Genomic DNA, 20,188 nt, shown 5'->3' with positions numbered 1-20,188 from the left:
GTCTACTTCTTGCTTTAGTATTGTCAACGAGTGATGAGCAAACAAGGTTTACAAATGAACGAAAATCAACCAATCGATCTGAATTTTGACAAAGCCCACATCTGGCATCCCTATACGTCAATGATCGATCCGCTGCCTGTTTATCCAGTGACACATACAGATAAAAACCGCATATTTCTAGAAACGGGTGAGTCTCTGATAGATGGTATGGCCTCTTGGTGGAGCGCCCTGCATGGTTACAATCACCCAAAACTTGTTAAAGCAATGACAGATCAAGCCAGCCAAATGAGTCATGTGATGTTCGGCGGCATTACTCATGCGCCTGCAGTCAACTTATGTAAAAAGCTCGTTGAGATCACACCTGAGCCCCTGCAAAGGGTATTTTTGGCAGACAGTGGCTCTGTGAGTGTTGAGGTGGCCATTAAAATGGCTTTGCAATATTGGCTGAGCCAAGGCCATCACTCTAAAAACAAATTAATGACTGCCAAAAAAGGCTACCATGGTGATACCTTTGCTGCCATGAGTGTCTGTGATCCTGTCAACTCGATGCACAGCATGTATCAAGGCTTTTTACCTGAGCATATTTTTGTTGATGCACCACAGTCCAAGTTTGGCGAAGAGCAAAACGACGCTGAACTAGTCGCCTTAGAAAATACATTTAAACAGCACCACAATGAGCTTGCTGCCTTCATCATTGAGCCAATTGTGCAAAACGCGGGCGGCATGAACTTTTACAATGTCGAATATCTTAAAAAGCTCCGCGAGCTTTGCGACAAGTACAATGTGCTGTTAATACTCGACGAAATTGCCACTGGCTTCGGTCGTACCGGTAAAATGTTCGCTTGCGAACATGCTGACATCGCACCTGATATTTTGTGTATCGGCAAAGCATTAACAGGCGGATGTATGACGTTATCAGCCACCTTGACCACAGACAAGGTCGCGCTGGGGATAAGCCAAGGTGAAGCAAAAGTACTGATGCACGGCCCAACCTTTATGGGTAACCCACTAGCTTGCGCAACGGCAGTTGCGAGCATTGAATTACTAGAAGAAACGGATTGGCATGGTAATGTCACCCGTCTTAATATCGCAATGCAAGACTTACATCGCTGTGAGTCACTCGAAGCAGTCAAAGGAGTCAGAACACTCGGTGCCATTGGGGTAGTTGAACTACTTGATGTGGTCGACGTAGCAAAAATTCAAAAGTTCTTTATCGAAAAAGGATTATGGATCCGCCCATTTGGCAAACTCATATACATTATGCCTCCTTACATTACTTCTAATGAAGACATTGCTCAGTTAATCGACGGTATCTATCAAGCGATTGAGCAAAAAGCTTACTAGAACCATAGGATGTCAGCTTATTCACACATATGAGCTGACATCTTTTATCCCGCAGTGATTATTTCTCACACAAGTCTGTATATAATCCAACCACATACGATGAAAACTATCATTTTTTCAGGACCTTTAGCGATTTGTACCTGAATTTACTTCAGCTTTTTGCTACAATACGCCTCTTTTTTAAAATCTAGCAAGCCGAGAAGTAGTAAGTATGCAACAATCCGTCCAATTGCAGCCGGCAGAGGCCTATCAGCCACCTCGCTTTACTGTGTATCAACACCGTCAAATTGATAAGATCGAACAGCTTGATAAGCTGCCTGAGCACCTGCGCTTTCAAATGAAAGTCGTTGCGAACGTATTCCCATTCCGTGTAAATAATTACGTTATCGACGAATTGATTGATTGGGATAAGGTTCCAAATGACCCAGTATTCCAGCTGACATTCCCACAGCGCGGTATGCTTGATGACGAGTCATATGATGAAATGGCTGCTTTATTAAAGCGTGAACATACGCCAGAAGAAGTATTTGAACTGGCAACTAAGCTAAGACAAAAGCTTAACCCGCATCCGGCGGGCCAAATGGACAAAAACGTACCGTCTTTTGAAGGCGAAAACGTTGAAGGTGTTCAACACAAGTACAAAGAAACAGTTTTATTCTTCCCTGCACAAGGTCAGTACTGCCACTCTTATTGTACTTTCTGTTTCCGTTGGGCACAGTTCGTTGGTAAAGCGACACGTTTCAACAATAACGATGAAGAGTTGCTACACAGATACCTAGAAGAGCACACTGAAGTTACAGATCTACTGATGACGGGTGGCGATCCTATGGTAATGCGTACTGTTAAGCTACGTAAGTACCTTGAGGCACTAAAAGAGCCAAGATTTGACCACATACGTACTATTCGTATCGGTACTAAGTCTTTAACTTTCTGGCCATTCAGATACGTCACTGACCCAGATGCAGAAGATTTATTAGCACTGATTAAAGAACTTGTTGACGCTGGTAAACATGTTTCATTTATGGCACACGTCAACCATAAGCAAGAACTTCGCACTGATGTTGCAAAAGAAGCAATTAAGCTTATTCGCAAAACAGGTGCACAGATCAGAACTCAAGCGCCTTTGCTTAACCACTTAAATACAGATCCAAATATGTGGGCTGAGATGTGGAAAGAGCAAACGCAAATGGGCATGATCCCTTATTACATGTTCATCGAGCGTGATACAGGTGCAAAGCGTTACTTTGAATTACCACTGCACAAAACATGGGAAATTTTCCGAGATGCCTATAAGCAAGTATCTGGTGTGAGCCGTACTGTGCGTGGTCCATCAATGAGTGCAGGCCCTGGTAAAGTCGAGATCTCTGGTGTAACAGAAATCAATGGCGAAAAAGTATTCGTTCTACGCTTTATTCAAGCACGTAACCCTGAGTGGGTACAGCGTCCATTCTTTGCAGAGTTTAACGAAAACGCGCATTGGCTAGACGACTTGAAGCCAGCATTTGGTGAAGAAAAGTTCTTCTGGCAAGAAGAATACGAAGCGATGTAAAACATAAAAAAGCCGACTTAAAAGTCGGCTTTTTACCATTCGAACATATGTGCCATTTTACTGATGGTTTTCAGCGCTACACCATGCCGGTTGCGTTTTGCATACAAGTGTTGTAGTGACTTATCTTTTACTTCACCAACAATCACTTCTTTTACTTGATAGCCCATCGCATGTGCTGCGCTCACATATGCGATAAATTCCCACTTTTTAACATTCGTATTGTCTAAAATGACCAAAGGGATACCTTCAGCGAGCGCATTAACAAAACGCGCAATGTTTAAGTTGTGATATTGCGGCAGCTTCGCCTTATTAAACTCATAATTGCCCTGCTCGTCTGTAAAATAGTCATCTGTAGAGCAAATTGTATATTGTGATTGATCACCAGCCACCAGCTCGTCGGCTAATGTTTGCGCGTAGTGTGTTTTACCAGATCCTGGTAATCCTCTTAAAATAAAAGCTTGTTTCATTTAATGAAAATTCATTCCGACTTTTTTTATTAATAACCAAGCTATAATGCCATAAAAATCGACCTTCGCACAGTGCTCTATACCGCCACAAATACAGTGATCAGCCAAATTTTGGCCATTGTAGTCAAATTTTTTTAAAATTGGGTCATTTGGTAGTTTTTTTATGTAGCCAACGGGGGTAAGATACCGATCACGTGACTCCAAACATAACAAGCAAATTGCGTTAAAAAAACGAGTCACCGCAGAATTTGCGCTCAGTGCATTGAAATTTGCCCTGATGAGCATATATAGACAAAAACTAGCTGGGCAATATAGCCCTTTTTACAAATCATTTTGGAGTAAAGATGAGCCACATAGCGATAACGGAGCTACTAGCAGGCACCGTTGCGGTAGACAGCCAAGTTACAATCAAAGGCTGGATCCGTACACGACGCGATTCAAAAGCGGGTATTTCATTCCTTGCCGTCCACGACGGTTCTTGTTTCGACCCTATTCAAGCAGTAGTACCTAATTCGCTTAATAATTATGAAGAAGTAACTCGTCTTACTGCTGGTTGTTCTGTTGCAGTAACAGGTGTACTTGTAGAATCTCAAGGTAAAGGCCAGAGCTTTGAATTACAAGCAAACTCTGTTGAGGTATTAGGCTGGGTAGAAAATCCAGATACGTACCCAATGGCAGCAAAGCGCCACTCTATTGAATATCTACGTGAGCACGCACATTTACGTCCGCGCACTAACGTTATGGGTGCGGTGACACGTGTTCGTAACTGCTTATCACAAGCAATCCACAGATTCTTCCATGAGCAAGGTTATATGTGGATCAGCACGCCAATCATCACAGCGAGTGACTGTGAAGGCGCAGGTGAAATGTTCCGCGTATCTACGTTAGACATGAACAACCTACCTCGCACTGACAAAGGCGATGTTGATTACAACGAAGATTTCTTCGGTAAAGAAGCATTCCTAACAGTGTCTGGTCAGTTAAACGGTGAGACGTACGCAAGTGCAATGTCTAAAATCTACACCTTCGGCCCTACATTCCGTGCTGAAAACTCAAACACGTCTCGCCACCTAGCAGAATTTTGGATGGTTGAGCCTGAAGTTGCATTTGCTGATTTAGACGATGTGGCAAACCTTGCTGAAAGCATGCTTAAATATGTGTTTAAAGCCGTATTAGAAGAGCGCCGTGACGACATGGAGTTCTTCGCTCAACGTATCAACAAAGAGGCGATTTCTCGTCTTGAGAGCTTTGTAGATAAAGACTTTGCTCAAGTTGATTACACAGATGCCATCGAAATCTTGAAAGCGTCTGGTAAAAAGTTTGAATTTGACGTTGAGTGGGGTGTAGACCTTCAGTCAGAGCACGAACGTTACCTTGCTGAAGAGCACTTCAACGCGCCAGTCGTGATTAAAAACTACCCGCGTGATATTAAAGCATTCTACATGCGTCAAAACGAAGACGGTAAAACAGTTGCAGCAATGGATGTTGTTGCACCTGGCATCGGTGAAATCATCGGTGGTTCACAGCGTGAAGAGCGTTTAGACGTACTTGATGCTCGCCTTGAAGAAATGGGCTTAGATAAAGAAGATTACAGCTGGTATAGAGACCTTCGTAAATACGGTACAGTCCCACACTCGGGCTTCGGCCTAGGTTTCGAGCGCCTAGTTGCTTACGTAACAGGTATGGGTAACGTACGTGACGTTATCGCATTCCCACGTACTAAAGGCAGTGCAACTTACTAATACAAATTAGTTTGAATTTAAAAAGCTCTGTTTTCACAGAGCTTTTTTTATGTCTAGTTATCATCTGACTTTAGAATGTTAACTTGCACACATAGATTCTGAGGCAAGCTCAGAATGACGTAGTTGGGTATCAAGATTGATAAGGATCCAAGACAAGCCCAAAGTGTCAGCACTGCAAATAACACCGTCACTCTGAACCTGATTAATAGCCTATTTTTTAAGCTGATATACATCATTTAGCACACAGCTAATAGGCTCAATGAACAAAACGGTTTCACTCGTTTTTATTTATTCAATACATAGCTCTTACATGCACCAAGTTCAGTGTAGCGATGTGCATGACCCAAGGTTTCTGGCGCAACACCATGTAAAGGTCCACCGTTCACACGCCAGTTTTTACCTTCAAAGCTGACTACATCCCCTGTGCTATAAACACTTGGGTACGGCTGCCACTGCTCTGCACAAGGCTGACACTTAGGTAGCTCCTTAGCAATCACATCTAACAACTTATATTCATCATCTCTTGAGTCTTGGTGTAACTCCCAAATAAAGATGCCTGGGTAACCATTTGCAGAAACAAAATCAGTTTTTGTTTTTAATAACTCAGGCGTTTCCCAAAAGTGTACGTAGTTATCAAGTTCGTAGTAACCTTGGTTATAATCTACGCCCTCACCTTTGACTATCGTATCAACGACTTCTCGTGCTGTTAGCGTTTTGACAGGGCCACTAACCAAGGGGAATGATTTATTGTAAAACGGCACACCCAAGCTGGTTTTAGCCACATCATACTTGGTGATCATGCTTTGGCTCCACTCTGCTGGGTGCACTAATCCGCCATGGATATATTCCCAAGCTGCATGGTGGTTTTTAGGTGAGCCGCCCCATGCCCCTGTATAGTCATACGCCATAAAACGGATGATATCTGCATGGTCGTCCAAATCTTTATGGAAATTAATACCTGACCATCCACCCGCTTGCACATCAACTGATACTTCTAGGTGCGATGGCAGCTTTTCTCTCAACTCTTTAACAAGCTCCAGAAGATATCCACTCTCAACCGGGTTTGGCTGATTATAGGTACTCCAGTCTTCCCAGTCGACATCAATACCATCTAGTTTATGTAACTCGGCATATGCAACTAAGTTATCCACAAGGTTACTGCGTGCAGCGGCATCCATAGATAGAAAATCAACGCCAGCACCACCTACAGATAACATGACACCCGTATTGTTAGCATGAGCATGCTCGACAATATCATCGATATATCTATCAGCCTGTGTCGTATCCATCGTGCCATCAGGGCGAGGGTAAGCAAAAGCAACAATAATATGCGTAAGCTGGTCTGTCGCTAAATCTTTAACATCCAAATCACCACCAGCAGGGTAATCCCAAGTAGAATAAAATCCTTCAACCCTTGGGCAAGACTCTGCAGCACCCGCACTCATAGTGATCGTTCCAAAAACAGCAGCGGTTATTACCGCCATACAAGTTCGTTTAAACATAACCTTTCTCCATGTTGTAAAAATGTATCCTTAATTTAAATAACATGAATGCGGGCCATATAACATTGAATATTTATACTGATAAAAAAATTTATGAAAAATAATTTTATTTTATTTAAAGCAATTAAAACAAAATAAATCGCCTAATAAAGTGAGTAAAAATACGCCTTTTATTTTAATGTTTAGTACTAAATGCGTGGTCTTTCATCACGGTAGCAACCAGTCTGAATACATCAATCCAAGCTTGACGTAATTCGGAGTTCCACTCATTACCTAGCCCTTTTTTTAGGGTGTATAACAACGCATTCCCCACATATGTAAAATGTTCTGCTCTTACGCCATAGCCTACATGGCGCTCTGCTAATTTATGAAGCACAGGTACTAATGCATCTAAGTCATCCAAGGAGTTTACCGCAACTTTAAGCGTAGCCATTAGTTTTTGTCCCTGGCTTTTAATGCTATTTTTAAATAATGCTTTGAGTGACGGATCGTATTCAAATAGTGTTGTATAGAATATTTCGGCAGCTTGCTCTGCTATCGGTTCTACCTTAGCAAAACTCTGCTGTACTAACTGTTTTTGGCGTGTTGATATACCCATGCTTACACTCAATTATAATTCGCATTTTTACAACTCTAGACCTAATATCGTCATCTGGCGAATAATACCTATATGAGCAACTAAAATAGGTATTCCCCTAATTATCTTCACCGTTCCCGAAATGAAAAAAAATCATTCTAATTGTCAACAAAACTTAATCTGTTAATGTTTTGGATACAAATCAATCAATTCAAGGACGCGAACCAATGCATAAAGATAGACGAGATTTCATACAAAAAATGACTGCTGCCACACTATTAGGCTCAGTATCACCCAGTATATTGGCAGATCAATCAATCGCCCCTGTAGATATTCAAGCATGGCGTAACTCTATGAAAAATCATAGGGAACAAGAGGAGGAGATATTAATACTTGGCGCTGGTATTTCTGGGCTCTGTGCCGCGTATGAGTTAGCAAAGCAAGGAATTAAATACAAAATACTAGAAGCTCGTTCAAGGCCTGGAGGTCGAAATGAAACCATTCGCCACGGCTCTGTGATTGAAGAGTTCGACCGTACATCAATTTGTGATTTTTCTGCCGATAGAAATTTATACTTTAATGTTGGCCCTGCTCGTATCTCTGCACAACATAAGCGAGTGCTATCTTATTGCCACGAGTTTTCTATCCCGTTAGAGCCTTTAATTAACGACAATAGAAATACTCACTTTTCTTTCAGTCCATCACACACTTTAAAGTCCCGAGAAGTGTACGCAAGTCAGCGAGGTTTAATAGCATCAACTTTGGCCAAAGCAATCGATCAAAACCTCACCTCTCACCTCATTCCACATAGCCAAAATCAACATATGTTAGAAATGCTCAAAAGCTTTGGTGAACTGGATGACAATTTCAACTTCACGTCGTCTATCCGCGCAGGGGGAACACAAGATAGTGGAACATTCACACCAGAGCAGGGCATTGAACCGACTCATTTTGAAGAACTACTTCAATATATTGATAAATGGAAAAACCGTATTCACTTTGAACAATCACTCCACCAGCAGTCTGTCATGCTACAACCAAAAGGCGGCATGGATAAAATTGTGAAGGGGTTCACTAGTCGATTACCGGGTAACATTCGCTATAACAGTAAAGTACTGGCAATCAAACGTTCAGCAGATGGCGCTGAAGTCACTTATGAAAATAAACATGGGCGAATAAAAACAATCACAGCTGAAAAGGTAATCGTTACCCTGCCACTAACAGTACTACAAGATATTGAGCATGACTTTTCTAATGAAATTTCACAAGAAATACAACAAGCACAATATTCTGCTGCCGGTAAAATCGCGTTTCAGTCAAAGCGCTTTTGGGAAACGAACGAGCAGATTTTCGGTGGGATAAGCTGGTTAGATACTGACAACGCTCAAATTTGGTACCCATCGGCAAAGTTTGGTAGTGATCAGGGCATTTTAGTTGGCGGCTATATTTTTGGAGGTCCAGCAGGCGATAGATTTGCAGAGCTATCAGGATATCAACGGATCAGTGATACTATCTCTCAAATGTCAATTGTCCATCCTGACACTTCAGATCATGTCTATGCGCCCGTATCGCGTTCTTGGAAAAACACGCCTTACTCTAAAGGCGGCTGGTCTTCGCGCCTTCCCATTGAAGCGTTTTCTCATTGCGATGGCCCATATGTGTTTGCCGGTGACCACACAACTTACTTGAGTGGCTGGCAAGAAGGTGCAATTGCATCTGCACACAGGGCCCTCGAGTTACTAGATTTATAAACAATATATTTATATCAATACAGGCTGTACTAATCGGCCTGTATTACTTTTTTCTTGAGTAGAAATTTGCGAAAATAAAATCTCGCTCTTCAATACTTGCATGACAATTAGAGCACATTTGCTTAATTACCGGCTCGCTCCCCTTCCCCGCAAGTATCAGCGTTCCTTCTTTATCAAACTGAACATATTCCCAATCTCCAAACCCCTTTGAATAGCCTTTTTCTCTTTTTATCATCATGGTAATGGTAAGTGCATCGTGAGGAGCACCAGACTGTGAAGAAAAGTTTTCTTTTAAAACAATGGTACCTAGCTGATATGATTTAAAGTTTGGCTCAGCGACTTCCTCCTCATCTTCGTCGTCTTCGTCGTCTTCATCGTAATCCTGATAATAGCGCAGATACTCCAAATAATTATTTTCGTATACCTTGATATCTTTATTTAAAAACACCACGATAAACTGTTGCCAATGCAAACCAGAATGCTCAAACCCTGTCACTCTTTGCCATTGCGTCCTGTAATCTTTTAATGCAGCTTTATATTTATCAGGTACTTTAAATGGATAAACATTAAACGGGTTTGCTGCCACAGAATTTGCTATAAAACCTACACAGAGACACAAGATTTTAAGTTTATTAATCATGTTTTTTCCCTAGTTTAAAGCAAGCTTCAACGTCGCACGCTTTTTCCCCTTATACATAACATCCACACTTGTTTGCTGCCCTTTGGCTAATTTAAGCTCGACAGGGTCGTACTTAGGGATTTGCAATACAAACTCAGTGTGCGTCCCAACATCTAATTCAATAGGGTAAACTTTTTGCTTTTTCGTAAAGGGTAAAACTTGATATGCATCTGAATTGACATTTGCGATATAACTGCGCATTTTGGGATGAATTTTACACCCGATCCGGGTCAATGTGTTTTCACTCCAGTTAGCAGCCACCTTGGTAGTTTGACCTTGATTCATTAAACCGACATCAAACTTAACGCCTGAATTTGGGTCATTTGCAAAAATATTGTGCTGAAATTCATCAGAGTTTTTAAATGTGATTTCGCCATTTTTACCAATCACAACCGCTTTTTTATCAAAAATTTTGTTCGATTGGTCGAGCTCAGCAGCGCTTGGCCCCTTTCCTCCTTTAGCATATACAACACCAACAAAAGACGGCTTTTTCACAAACTCTAACTCGCCAGTTAAAACAGCTCCCTGTGCCGAAAATATGGAGCACAAGCTCATGCCAATTAATAAATACTGTTTCATTTTTACTCCTTAGTTAGGCAATTTAGGTCGCTGGATCACAACAGGATCTGTCAATGCAGCCATAAATGCGATTAAATCTGCTTTTTCTTGTGGGTTTAGATTTAGAGGGACTATCAATGGGCTTACGTCTTTTACGTTCACAGCACCTTTGTCGTAGTGCTCAACCACTTCTTCTAAGCTGGCCAGTGAGCCATCATGCATGTAAGGCGCACTCATAATGATATTTCTGAGGCCCGGGGTTTTAAATGCGCCTTTTAATTTGCTGTTTGGGTCGATAAGAAAGCGGCCTTCATCATTGTCTTCTATACCGATATTATGAAAACTATCATCTGTGAAATTTGCGCCATCATGACACTTCACACAACGCGCCTTACCGACAAATAATTGCAACCCTCTAATCGCAGAGTGTGACATTGCTTGCTTTTCTCCTGCAAGGTATTGGTCAAACGCTGAATTATCACTAATGATGGTTTTTTCAAATGCCGCAATCGCCCTGCCGATATTTTCAAACGTTACGCTGCCATACACCTCTTTAAACTCTTTGTCATAAAAAGGAATTTTCTTAAGCCGACCAACAGCTTCTTTTGGCGTCATTTGCATTTCAACATCAGAGACGATAGGCCCTAATGCCTGCTCTTCCAACGTTTTCGCTCGTCCATCCCAAAAGAAAATGGCAGACCATGCGAGGTTATATAAATGTGGCGCGTTACGGCCTAATATATCACCGCCACTGCCAATCCCCTTTGCCAACCCATCACTAAAACCAAGTTCAGGGTTATGGCATGTTGCGCACGATTGATTTTGATTTTTTGATAACCTGTGTTCAAAAAACAGCATTTTACCAAGCTCAATTTCTCTCTCACTTGGCTCTTCGTCATCAAAATATTCTATGTCATCTACATCGGGCGTAGACAAATTACCGAACGCAGGCGAGTCAACCGCCAACACATTTGCGCTAATTGCCAACGCAAACGACAACATAATCCCCTTGTTACAATCCATTACTTGCCCCCACAGTAAGTTATCTTTAATTGTAAATATTTAGGTATAAACTTTGACCTTACCGAAGGATTGTCTATATTTTTCAATAAATCAAAAAATTAGTAGCTATTAATAAAAGTTTATTAAAACCAATTAATTAGGTACAAACCGTCACCTAAGCTACTAACAATCAGAGCTCACGACACAATATGAAAATTTCTCGTTTCGTTCCGGGCATTGCCGCGCAAATGCTTTTCGCGTTTGGCATCATTACTTCTTTAGGTATATTCAGTAACTTCTTTGTCTATTTGAGTACAGGCACGCTCGCCAGTAACTTTACGCAAGTCTCGTCAGTTTCCATTCCACTTGTAAACGTCAATTCAGATTTGAAAATGCACATTTTAGATTCACTCATTGCGCTTGAAGAACAGATCATTACTGGCAGCAATGTACAGGCACGTAACACTACGATTACCAAGCGCGATGATGCGTGGAGGGATATAGATCATGACTTTTCAAGCCTGAGTGAATTTGCCAAGCAAACTGGGTTCAGTGACAGTAAGCTCTCAATAATCAACGCAAATTTAAGAAAGCTAAAACAAGAGCAACAGATCATTTCTAACATAGCGAATACACTGGATAATGAGCCAGCAGTGAAACTGTTAGTCACAGACGCCATCCCGCTTGCGGAGTCTATGGTGCAACTACTCGCCCAGATGATAGAAATAGAGAGTGAACAAGAGTTAGATGAAGACAGAATTGAGTTATTTAAGCTGCTTGTTGACTCAGAAGTAAGCTTTGCGACAGCCATTTCTGAACTGCGTGCATTTTTGTTAACGCGCGAGCAAAAAAACATTGATGGGTTTGACCAAGCATGGTTTAAAAACAGTGACGCCTTTGTTTCAATTCTTGATGATTATGAAGAGCTCTTCACTGATCAGCAGCTCGAGTACTGGGAAGCTTATAGTGAAGAGCGAGAAAAGCTTGCGCCAATTACAATTTTAGCATTTGAAAAGCAAGCCAGTAACGAGTCTAATTTTGCGACAAACCACCTCAGCAATACCATTAAACCATTGACCGAAACAATTTTTAACGAGCTTCACGAAATGAACCAACACGTTGAGCACGTCACTAAACAAGGCATTGATGATACACAAAGTGCACTTTCAAACATGTTTGTTGTACTCGCTTTAAGTTCCGTATTAACCATTATCATTGCAGGCGTGATCAGTGTCATGTTTAGTAGTAAATTACGTAATCGAGTCAAATCCTTATTGGGTAGAGCACAGAATATTTCAGTCGGCGACTTTAAAACCAAACAAGATTACTTTGTGATCCGTTCCGACGATGAATTGAACCAACTTTCTGAGAGCTTTAACCATATGACGCTCTCCTTATCCTCGACTATCTCTACCGTGCGCAGACAGTCAAGACAGGTTGGCCACTCCGCACACCAAGTTGCAGCCATTGCAACTGAAATAAGCACCGTTGCTAAAAATGAAAATGCGAGTTATTCGGAAGTGATGCGAGTCATTGAGTCATTTATGGATTTATTGGTGGAGTCTGGACAAGCCATAGAGCAAAGCCAAGTTGTATTAGAACAAGCCAAAACAGAGGCTGATACAGGTATACAAGCCGTTGAAAGTAACCTAAACGAAATGGTAAGAACGGTTGAAGTAGTAACGCTTGCATCAGCTGGCGTTGAAGAACTTAAATCAGCTAGCGAACAAATTGAGTCTGTCACAGATGCAATCTCAACTGTTGCGGACCAAACCGCATTGATCGCACTTAATGCAGCTATTGAAGCAGCGCGCGCTGGCGAACAAGGTCGAGGTTTTGCGGTGGTGGCCGACGAAGTTAGAAGCTTGGCGCAAAGAACGGCTAATTCAACAGATGAAATCAGAGGCGTAATTTCCCAGCTCACGCATAAAGTCGTTGATGTTACACGTTTAATGACAGATATCATCCATCAAGTTGATGTCAGTAAACAGCGCTCAGACGAAAGCGGTCAAGCCTTAAGAGCAATGACCAATACTATCGACAGCATTATCTCGGCAAATGATCAAATAGCCCACCGCTCTGAGCAGCAGAGTCATCAAATGCATGAAATGCAACTCAAGCTACAGCACCTGTTTTCTTCCCTTCAACAAAATGCCGAAAAAGCACAAATGGTCTCTATGATTGGTGCGGATCTTTATCAAACTTCAGAGCTAGTAAACAATTTGATGGATGGCTTTCACTTTGATGAAGATAAAGACGCGATCAGAAAGCGCCATGAAAAAAGACGTTCTGACAGACTTGAAGCAAAAATTAAAATTAAGATTATTTGTGAGGATAAAGACTATTCAACAATTACCCGTGAGCTGAGCTGCGTTGGTTGTGGTGTAACATTAAGCAAGCAATTAAATCAAGAACTCGATATTGATACGAATTTGACACTGATCATGTACTTACCAAGAAAAAACTATAAAGAGTATATGAATCAAGCTCCGATGAAAATTTCAGCGCGAGTTGTTAGAAAAGAAGAGAAAAACCAAGAATATACCTATTATGGCATGGAATTTTTGGTTGAAAATAACGAAAGAAAGACGACCCTTTCAGAGCTCTATGAGTTTTTCGATCAATAGAAATATGCATGCTCAGCACGTACCGAGCATGCAACTTTAAAGAAAACCTAGATTATAGGATCTCTAAAAGCTCAACATCAAAGATTAGTGTTGAGTAAGGTGCGATAGATGCACCTGCACCACGCTCACCGTATGCTAGGTCGTGTGGGATATATAGACGCAACTTAGTACCAGCATTCATAAGCTGAAGTGCTTCTGTCCAACCTTTAATCACGCCATTTACTGGGAATTCAGCAGGCTGACCACGGTCATATGAACTATCGAATACTGTACCGTTGATTAGTGTACCATGGTAATGAACACGTACTGTTGAATCAGCTGAAGGCTTGTCACCCTCGCCAGTAGCAACAACTTCGTACTGTAAACCAGACTCAGTTACTGTTACTTCTGCACGCTTAGCGTTTTCTTCTAAGAACGCAGTACCTTCAGCAGCAAGAACTTTCGCTTCTTCTTCACGACGTGCTTGAATTTCGCTGTTGATTTTTTCGAAAGCTGCTTGGATCTCAGGGATCTCAACGCGGAACTCACCACCAGTGTAAGCGTCTTTCATACCTTCGAAAACTGCGTTTAAGTCAAGACCTTCGAAAGGATTAGCTTTTAATTGCTCACCCATTTGAAGACCAATACCGTAGCTCGCTTTACCAGCGTCTGTGTTGAATAAATCTGACATATAAATTCACTTTATTTATCATTTTAAAAGGACGCGCAGTGTAGCACAGACAAGAGGTAACTTATAGGGCGCTAAGCAAATACACGCCCTATTTATAATGCCTTAGGCATTATTCTCTAAACTTTTTAATTTTAATTGTTTTACCAAGAAGGTAGCAAAAGGCAGAGATAAAACTAAACCAATGATTAACTCATTACTATAGCCAGCTAATTTATCGTCAAAATAGACACCAAAACCAACAACGCCAAATATAGATATAACGATTGAAGCTAAAAATGGCCATAGCTTTTCATATTTAGTTATAAGGTGCCCTATAAGCGCATTATACAAGAAGGTATAGAATAAGGTTTTCCAAATGGTCGGTTGAGGTTGACCATCAATTGACATAATTACAGCCATTTGTAGGCCACTTAAATAAAAGAAGCTAAAGACAATCCATAATGAACAATGTTTAACAACATCTTGAGCCATTGAACTCTCCTAACGAAAAAAACCGCCGTTAGGCGGTTTTGGGAATGAGGTGGCGGAGAGATAGGGATTTGAACCCTAGATACGCTATTAACGTATGCCGGTTTTCAAGACCGGTGCTTTCAACCACTCAGCCATCTCTCCGTTGTTGGCGCGCATATTAAAGGCTATTCATAAATATGTAAAGTGTTTTTTGAAATTAGTGCAATAGTTTTCAAATCTTTTATCAGTAATATTGTTTTGGCCGCCTTGCCAACAGCGCGCAAATAACACTGACTAATACAATACATAAAAATAAAGCACCAGAATCAACAGCAATATGAATCACTTTTTCCCAGCTACTTACTTTTTTCGCTAACAGTGGAATAACAGAAATAGACGCCACCACCATGAATATTTTCAAAGCCGCAAAAAAATCAAAGCGTTTATTAAAGTTCATCCAAGCGGTCAAAACCATAAGTAAAAAAGCCGGCGAAGTAAGTGAAAACCAAGCATTACTGACATAACTTAGTAAATAGTGGCAAATAAGGCACCCCACTGCTCCCCAAGTTATCCATACCAACCAATTCTCTCGCCTCTTTAGAAATAAATCTCCCATAACCTATCTTCTTATATTTATTCACAGGTAACAAACTAGGTACATCCATACTAAGACTTACTAGACTAACAAACACAGATTAAAAAACAACCAAGGGATGATGAATTATTTTACTACTTTTATGAGACTTTATTATCAATACCACCTTATTCTAACAACCAAATTTTTTCTTGCCGGCTTTTATAATCAAAACGGCATTTATTTAAGACATAAATGAAGTGGCAAAATTTATATCAAAATCTCTCGTTATATTAAAAACTTAATATATGACAAATAATCATGCCATAACATCCGATTCAGCTTGACTTAAAAATAATTGTAACGATAATGCAAACCGTTATCATTTAACACCATATTTGGTACAGACGAAATAACGCCATTACCTTTGACTCTATAACGTTTATATCAAATTGGTTCATGACATATATTTGTTCTTTGGATAGGATTTTATGGACAACTCTACTTTTCAATCTTCTAAAACACTTCGTTTAGCACCTGTCACTCTTGCATTAACAGCCGCTCTAACAGGCACACAAGTATTCGCAGAATCGGCTCCTGACGGCGCTCAAACAGCGAACGAAATTGAGCGTATTTACGTAACGGCTTCAACCGCTGGTAATTATTCTGATGCCGCGACAAAATCAGCAACTAAAATGATTTTGTCACTGAAAGAAACACCGCAGTCGGTTTCAGTGATCACACAACAACAATTAGAAGATTGGAAGTCAGTTAACATTAAAGACATCTTGCAGCACACCACAGGTGTATATGCGAGTACTTCTCGAAGCCACGATAGACCATTTTTCGTCGCTCGTGGTGAAAGAATCAACTTAGTTCAAGTTGACGGCGTTCAGCAATTCCCCGGCGGTCGTCGCTCTGACGTTAATGGTGATGCTATTGCATATGAGCGTGTTGAAATTTTACGTGGTGCAAATGGCTTAATGACTGGTGTTGGGTCACCTACAGCCACAGTTAACCTTGTTCGTAAACGTGCTATTAGTAAAGAACTTGATGGTCATGTGGGTGTTACAACCGGACGCTGGAACAATAACCGCGTTGAACTAGATGTTTCCACGCCTTTAAGCAGTGACGGCAGTATCCGTGGACGCGTTGCGGCTGCACATTATGATAGAGATTCATTCATCGACAGATACAGCCAAGAGAAAACGTCTGTTTATATGACAGCTGAGGCCGATGTCACAGAATCAACTTTATTCCGTATCGGATATGAATTTGCAGATACTGAGTCTTTAGGGGCTATGAACTCACATGCAACACCCTATTACTTCATCGACGGTTCATTAATGAATCTAGAAAGGGGCTCAACGGGGCTAGCAGCAAACTACAGCTCATGGCCTCTTGAAGAAAACACCGTATTTGCAAGCTTAAACCACGGTTTTGACAATGGCTGGCAATTAAATACGATTGCAACTTATAACACCATCGAAATGGAAGGCGGTAATCTGTTCTTCGTATGGACAAATGACTTTTATGCTAAAGATGGCTCAGTTAACCCCGAAGTTGGACATGGTTACAATCATGTAATTAGTCACTCTAAAGACACTCAAAAAACATTTGACATCAACTTACAAGGCGGCTTTGAGTTCTTAGGCCAAGAGCATGATTTAATCGTTGGCTTTAATATGTTTGATAGAGAACGTGTCGGATACAACAAAAAAGATGGTCAACGTGAAATATCAATTGATAATATCAATTATTACACTTGGACGGGTGATATCCAGCGCTATTCATACGAAAATTTAAACACGGCGAATAGTACAACTGATCATGATAGTAGTGGTTTCTACGTCGCTACTCGTTTATCGCTGACTGATAATTTAAAATCTATCATTGGTTTTAGACAAACTAATTGGGAAGTTGTTGAGCACAGAACTAACCGTAAAACTAAGTTATTTGCCTATAACGAAAAAGGCAGTTACGAAGTGCGTAATGAAGTCACACCTTACGCAGGCCTGATCTACGATATTAATGATGAATTTAGCTTATATGCAAGTTATACAGATGCATTTGAACCTCAGAATGCTTACGATAAAGATGACAACTTGCAAGCACCAATTGTAGGTGAAAGTATAGAAGCAGGTTTAAAGGCTGAAATTGGCCTACTAAACTTCTCAGTTGCCGTATTCGAAAGTAACAGAAATAACGTTGCCAAAGCTGATCCGGCTTATGCTCAGCAGCAAACGCCAAATGGTAACACTGTTACTATGCTGATCGATGAAACACAAACCAGTGGTATTGAATTTGAACTTAGTGGTGAAGTCCATCCAGGTTTTAATGTATATGCTGGTTATTCGTATGCAAGGTCGGAAGATGAACACGGTTCACAGCTTAACAGCGAAGTCCCAGAGCAACTAATAAATATTTATACTACATACCAACCAACTGATTTAATTGAAAACTTAACAATTGGTTTAGGCGTAAACTGGAAAGACAGCTACTGGGTAGACAGTACTCGCCCTTCAGGGAATCTGGATTATGGCTTAAATAGATGGGAAGAGCTTTCTCCTACTGAGGTTGACGAAGTTCGTACACATGGATCCATCGCGTTATTCAATTTAATGGCACGTTATGATGTGACTGACAACATCAGCGTATCTTTAAACATTGATAATTTATTTGATAAAGAATACTACGATGCAATTTCAACTAGCCAAGGGCGCGTAAGCTGGGGCGAACCAAGAAACTGGAAGCTGTCAGCTAGATACAATTTCTAACCCTTCCTTCCCCTGGGTCTAAAGCGAGCACACACGCTCGCTTTTTTATTTAACTTTTCCAAGCAGCTCCATTGTAAGATTATTGTTACACCCAAATAACTGTTAGTGTTACTTAAGTTAAAGTTTATTGCTAAAAAAATCGTGGTCTTACCACTGTTTATTTTTCACACACCACTTGAAAGCGAGGTGTATCTCAGATTATTCATATAAAAGCTCAATTTCGAGCATATGAAGGAAAAGATACATCATGAAAAAGGTTAATTTATTACTATCTGCACTCACAGTCGCCGCAGCAAATGCATATGCTACACCACCGACTGATGTTCAACCGAATGTCGTTGGAGGGATTGAAACTCCAGCACATTCAAGACCGTATCAAGTAGCTTTATTGATGAATGGTCGCCAAGGCTGTGGCGGAACCCTGATCAGCCCCGACTGGGTATTAACAGCTGCTCACTGCTTAGACAGCGCGTCTACATCAAGTTTAACAGTGCGGGTTGGTGCCCACTCTATTAGCCGTGGTGACGGACAAACAATCAGAGTATCTCAGATTATAAATCATGAAAGGTGGCGTGGTGCTAATGGGATCCGTTCAGGTTATGATATTGCATTATTAAAGCTCGCCTCACCTGCTCCAAACCAATACACACCCGCTAAGCTACCAACCGCAGCAATTGAGTCACAATATGCAAATGTTGGCGCTTATGTCACAGTATCTGGTTGGGGTTTAACCTCAAACCGAGGCAGACCTAGCGATGTTTTGCGTGAAGCTGATCTGCCAGTCATTAGCAACAACAGTTGTAGCTCTTTACTTAATTTTTCTATTCCTGGCTCTGTCATATGTGGCGGAGGTGAAGGTGGTCGTTCAGCATGTAATGGCGATAGCGGCGGTCCCTATGCTGTGCGTGTTGGAAATGATTTTTATAGTATAGGTACTGTGAGTTGGGGAATTGCCTGTCAGGGCGCAACTGCCTTTACTCGTACCACCAGCTATTTAGATTGGATCAAGCAAAAAACGGGCATTATTGATATTCCGAATGACAAACCACCCGTCGCTGATTTTAGATATAGCGTCAATGGTACAATGGTTAACTTCACCAGTACTTCAACTGATGACAAAGGTATTACCCAATTTGATTGGAACTTTGGTCAAGGTAACGCCTCCTCAAGCGCCGAAAACCCAAGTCATGATTATAACTCGAATGGAGAATATAATGTCACGTTAACTGTCACTGACACAAAAGGGCAAACCAATAGTACTTCTCAGGTAGTCCGTGTCGGAACCCCGCCTAGCTGTGGAGAAAACTGGTTAGCAACGAAAAGTTATTCACCTGGCGACAAAGTGACATTCAATGGTGTTGTATATGAGGCAATTTGGTGGTCTCAAGGTGCGCAACCAGATTTATACAGCAATGTTTGGCGTAAAGGCAGTGATTGCGACGGCTCATCTGATCCAGTGCCAGTTGCAAGCTTTACCGTTACTAAAAACAATTTAACAGTTTCATTGCAAAACCAAAGTACAGGTGCCGTGACCTACGCTTGGAATTTTGGTGATGGTAAAACAAGCTCAGCAACCTCTCCAACGCACACCTATGCAGTAAAAGGGCAATACACTATTACGCTTACAGCACAAAATAGCCAAGGACAATCAGCAACATCAAGTAAAGTTGTTTCTGTAGGAGAGGTTTCTGGCGGCTGTAATGGATTACCTAGCTGGTCGGCTGAGAAAGTGTACTTTAAAGGTGATCGCGTTGCTCATGACAATGTCATTTATGAAGCAAATTGGTGGGTACAAGGTGAAAACCCAGCAAACTCTGATGACTGGGGACCTTGGACACGGATCCAACCTTGCAATTAACAAACTGATAGTAAAATGTAAATTTTACTTTTAAAGCGACTAAGTCCCATGTAATCTGATA

Annotated in this window: 16 protein-coding genes and 1 tRNA gene; 7 read left to right on the top strand and 10 right to left on the bottom strand. The window is 41.1% G+C overall.

The window, feature by feature from the left end; all coding sequences use genetic code 11:
• Nucleotides 1-54 precede the first annotated feature (54 nt).
• Nucleotides 55-1,344: an adenosylmethionine--8-amino-7-oxononanoate transaminase gene (gene bioA / locus L1077_RS08495; protein WP_237136441.1), complete on the top strand. Its 1,290-nt coding sequence runs from the start codon at nucleotides 55-57 to the stop codon at nucleotides 1,342-1,344.
• A gap of 211 nt (nucleotides 1,345-1,555) precedes the next feature.
• Nucleotides 1,556-2,893 (top strand): KamA family radical SAM protein, encoded by a 1,338-nt coding sequence (locus tag L1077_RS08490; RefSeq protein ID WP_063359839.1) that lies wholly within the window; start codon nucleotides 1,556-1,558, stop codon nucleotides 2,891-2,893.
• Nucleotides 2,894-2,925: 32 nt separating this feature from the next.
• On the opposite strand, the gene L1077_RS08485 is transcribed toward L1077_RS08490, so the two are convergent.
• On the bottom strand, nucleotides 2,926-3,360 hold the full coding sequence (locus L1077_RS08485; RefSeq protein WP_237136440.1) for an ATP-binding protein: 435 nt from the start codon (nucleotides 3,358-3,360) through the stop codon (nucleotides 2,926-2,928).
• Nucleotides 3,361-3,704: 344 nt separating this feature from the next.
• Here L1077_RS08485 and asnS point away from each other — a divergent pair, with 344 nt between their 5' ends.
• Entirely contained in the window at nucleotides 3,705-5,102 is a 1,398-nt protein-coding gene (gene asnS / locus L1077_RS08480; RefSeq protein ID WP_063359842.1) for an asparagine--tRNA ligase, read from the top strand.
• A gap of 284 nt (nucleotides 5,103-5,386) precedes the next feature.
• On the opposite strand, the gene L1077_RS08475 is transcribed toward asnS, so the two are convergent.
• Together L1077_RS08475 and L1077_RS08470 are read right to left on the bottom strand one after the other, a co-directional pair.
• Nucleotides 5,387-6,604 (bottom strand): glycoside hydrolase family 18 protein, encoded by a 1,218-nt coding sequence (locus L1077_RS08475; RefSeq protein WP_237136439.1) that lies wholly within the window; start codon nucleotides 6,602-6,604, stop codon nucleotides 5,387-5,389.
• 175 nt (nucleotides 6,605-6,779) lie between these two features.
• Nucleotides 6,780-7,202, bottom strand: coding sequence for a globin family protein (locus L1077_RS08470; RefSeq protein WP_237136438.1), 423 nt, complete (start codon nucleotides 7,200-7,202; stop codon nucleotides 6,780-6,782).
• Nucleotides 7,203-7,408: 206 nt separating this feature from the next.
• Here L1077_RS08470 and L1077_RS08465 point away from each other — a divergent pair, with 206 nt between their 5' ends.
• The gene (locus L1077_RS08465) at nucleotides 7,409-8,932 is read left to right on the top strand and encodes a flavin monoamine oxidase family protein (protein ID WP_237136437.1); all 1,524 of its coding nucleotides are present in this window, start codon (nucleotides 7,409-7,411) and stop codon (nucleotides 8,930-8,932) included.
• A 43-nt stretch (nucleotides 8,933-8,975) separates the two neighbouring features.
• Here the strand turns inward: L1077_RS08465 and L1077_RS08460 are convergent, their stop codons facing one another.
• Genes L1077_RS08460 through L1077_RS08450 form a run of 3 tightly spaced genes read right to left on the bottom strand, consistent with a single transcriptional unit; the run spans nucleotide 8,976 to nucleotide 11,192 of the window.
• Complete coding sequence (locus tag L1077_RS08460) at nucleotides 8,976-9,572, bottom strand: cytochrome P460 family protein (RefSeq protein ID WP_237136436.1); 597 nt, start codon at nucleotides 9,570-9,572, stop codon at nucleotides 8,976-8,978.
• Nucleotides 9,573-9,581: 9 nt separating this feature from the next.
• Nucleotides 9,582-10,190: a hypothetical protein gene (locus tag L1077_RS08455; RefSeq protein ID WP_237136435.1), complete on the bottom strand. Its 609-nt coding sequence runs from the start codon at nucleotides 10,188-10,190 to the stop codon at nucleotides 9,582-9,584.
• Between the two features lie 9 nt (nucleotides 10,191-10,199).
• Entirely contained in the window at nucleotides 10,200-11,192 is a 993-nt protein-coding gene (locus L1077_RS08450) for a cytochrome-c peroxidase (RefSeq protein WP_237136434.1), read from the bottom strand.
• Nucleotides 11,193-11,380: 188 nt separating this feature from the next.
• Between L1077_RS08450 and L1077_RS08445 the strand changes: the two genes are divergently transcribed.
• Nucleotides 11,381-13,798, top strand: a complete 2,418-nt coding sequence (locus L1077_RS08445) for a methyl-accepting chemotaxis protein (protein WP_237136433.1) — start codon at nucleotides 11,381-11,383, stop codon at nucleotides 13,796-13,798.
• A 52-nt stretch (nucleotides 13,799-13,850) separates the two neighbouring features.
• Here L1077_RS08445 and L1077_RS08440 read toward each other — a convergent pair whose 3' ends face one another.
• The 4 genes from L1077_RS08440 to L1077_RS08425 all read right to left on the bottom strand — a co-directional run bounded on the left by L1077_RS08440 (nucleotide 13,851) and on the right by L1077_RS08425 (nucleotide 15,534).
• A complete protein-coding gene (locus tag L1077_RS08440) occupies nucleotides 13,851-14,468 on the bottom strand; it encodes an FKBP-type peptidyl-prolyl cis-trans isomerase (RefSeq protein ID WP_063359850.1) in 618 nt (205 codons plus the stop codon).
• Between the two features lie 102 nt (nucleotides 14,469-14,570).
• Nucleotides 14,571-14,939, bottom strand: coding sequence for a hypothetical protein (locus L1077_RS08435; RefSeq protein WP_237136432.1), 369 nt, complete (start codon nucleotides 14,937-14,939; stop codon nucleotides 14,571-14,573).
• A 50-nt stretch (nucleotides 14,940-14,989) separates the two neighbouring features.
• Nucleotides 14,990-15,080 (bottom strand) — tRNA-Ser (locus L1077_RS08430).
• Between the two features lie 82 nt (nucleotides 15,081-15,162).
• A complete protein-coding gene (locus tag L1077_RS08425; RefSeq protein ID WP_237136431.1) occupies nucleotides 15,163-15,534 on the bottom strand; it encodes a hypothetical protein in 372 nt (123 codons plus the stop codon).
• A gap of 449 nt (nucleotides 15,535-15,983) precedes the next feature.
• Between L1077_RS08425 and L1077_RS08420 the strand changes: the two genes are divergently transcribed.
• Nucleotides 15,984-18,269 carry a TonB-dependent siderophore receptor gene (locus L1077_RS08420; RefSeq protein WP_237136430.1) on the top strand — a complete coding sequence of 762 codons (2,286 nt, stop codon included), beginning with the start codon at nucleotides 15,984-15,986 and terminating at the stop codon, nucleotides 18,267-18,269.
• 247 nt (nucleotides 18,270-18,516) lie between these two features.
• On the top strand, nucleotides 18,517-20,127 hold the full coding sequence (locus tag L1077_RS08415; RefSeq protein ID WP_237136429.1) for a trypsin-like serine protease: 1,611 nt from the start codon (nucleotides 18,517-18,519) through the stop codon (nucleotides 20,125-20,127).
• Nucleotides 20,128-20,188: the final 61 nt, after the last annotated feature.

It is taken from the genome of Pseudoalteromonas luteoviolacea, from assembly GCF_021654285.1.
GTDB lineage: Bacteria > Pseudomonadota > Gammaproteobacteria > Enterobacterales > Alteromonadaceae > Pseudoalteromonas > Pseudoalteromonas luteoviolacea_J.
Note: the sequence above shows the minus strand (reverse complement) of the source record. Positions and strands in the feature narration are given on the sequence as shown.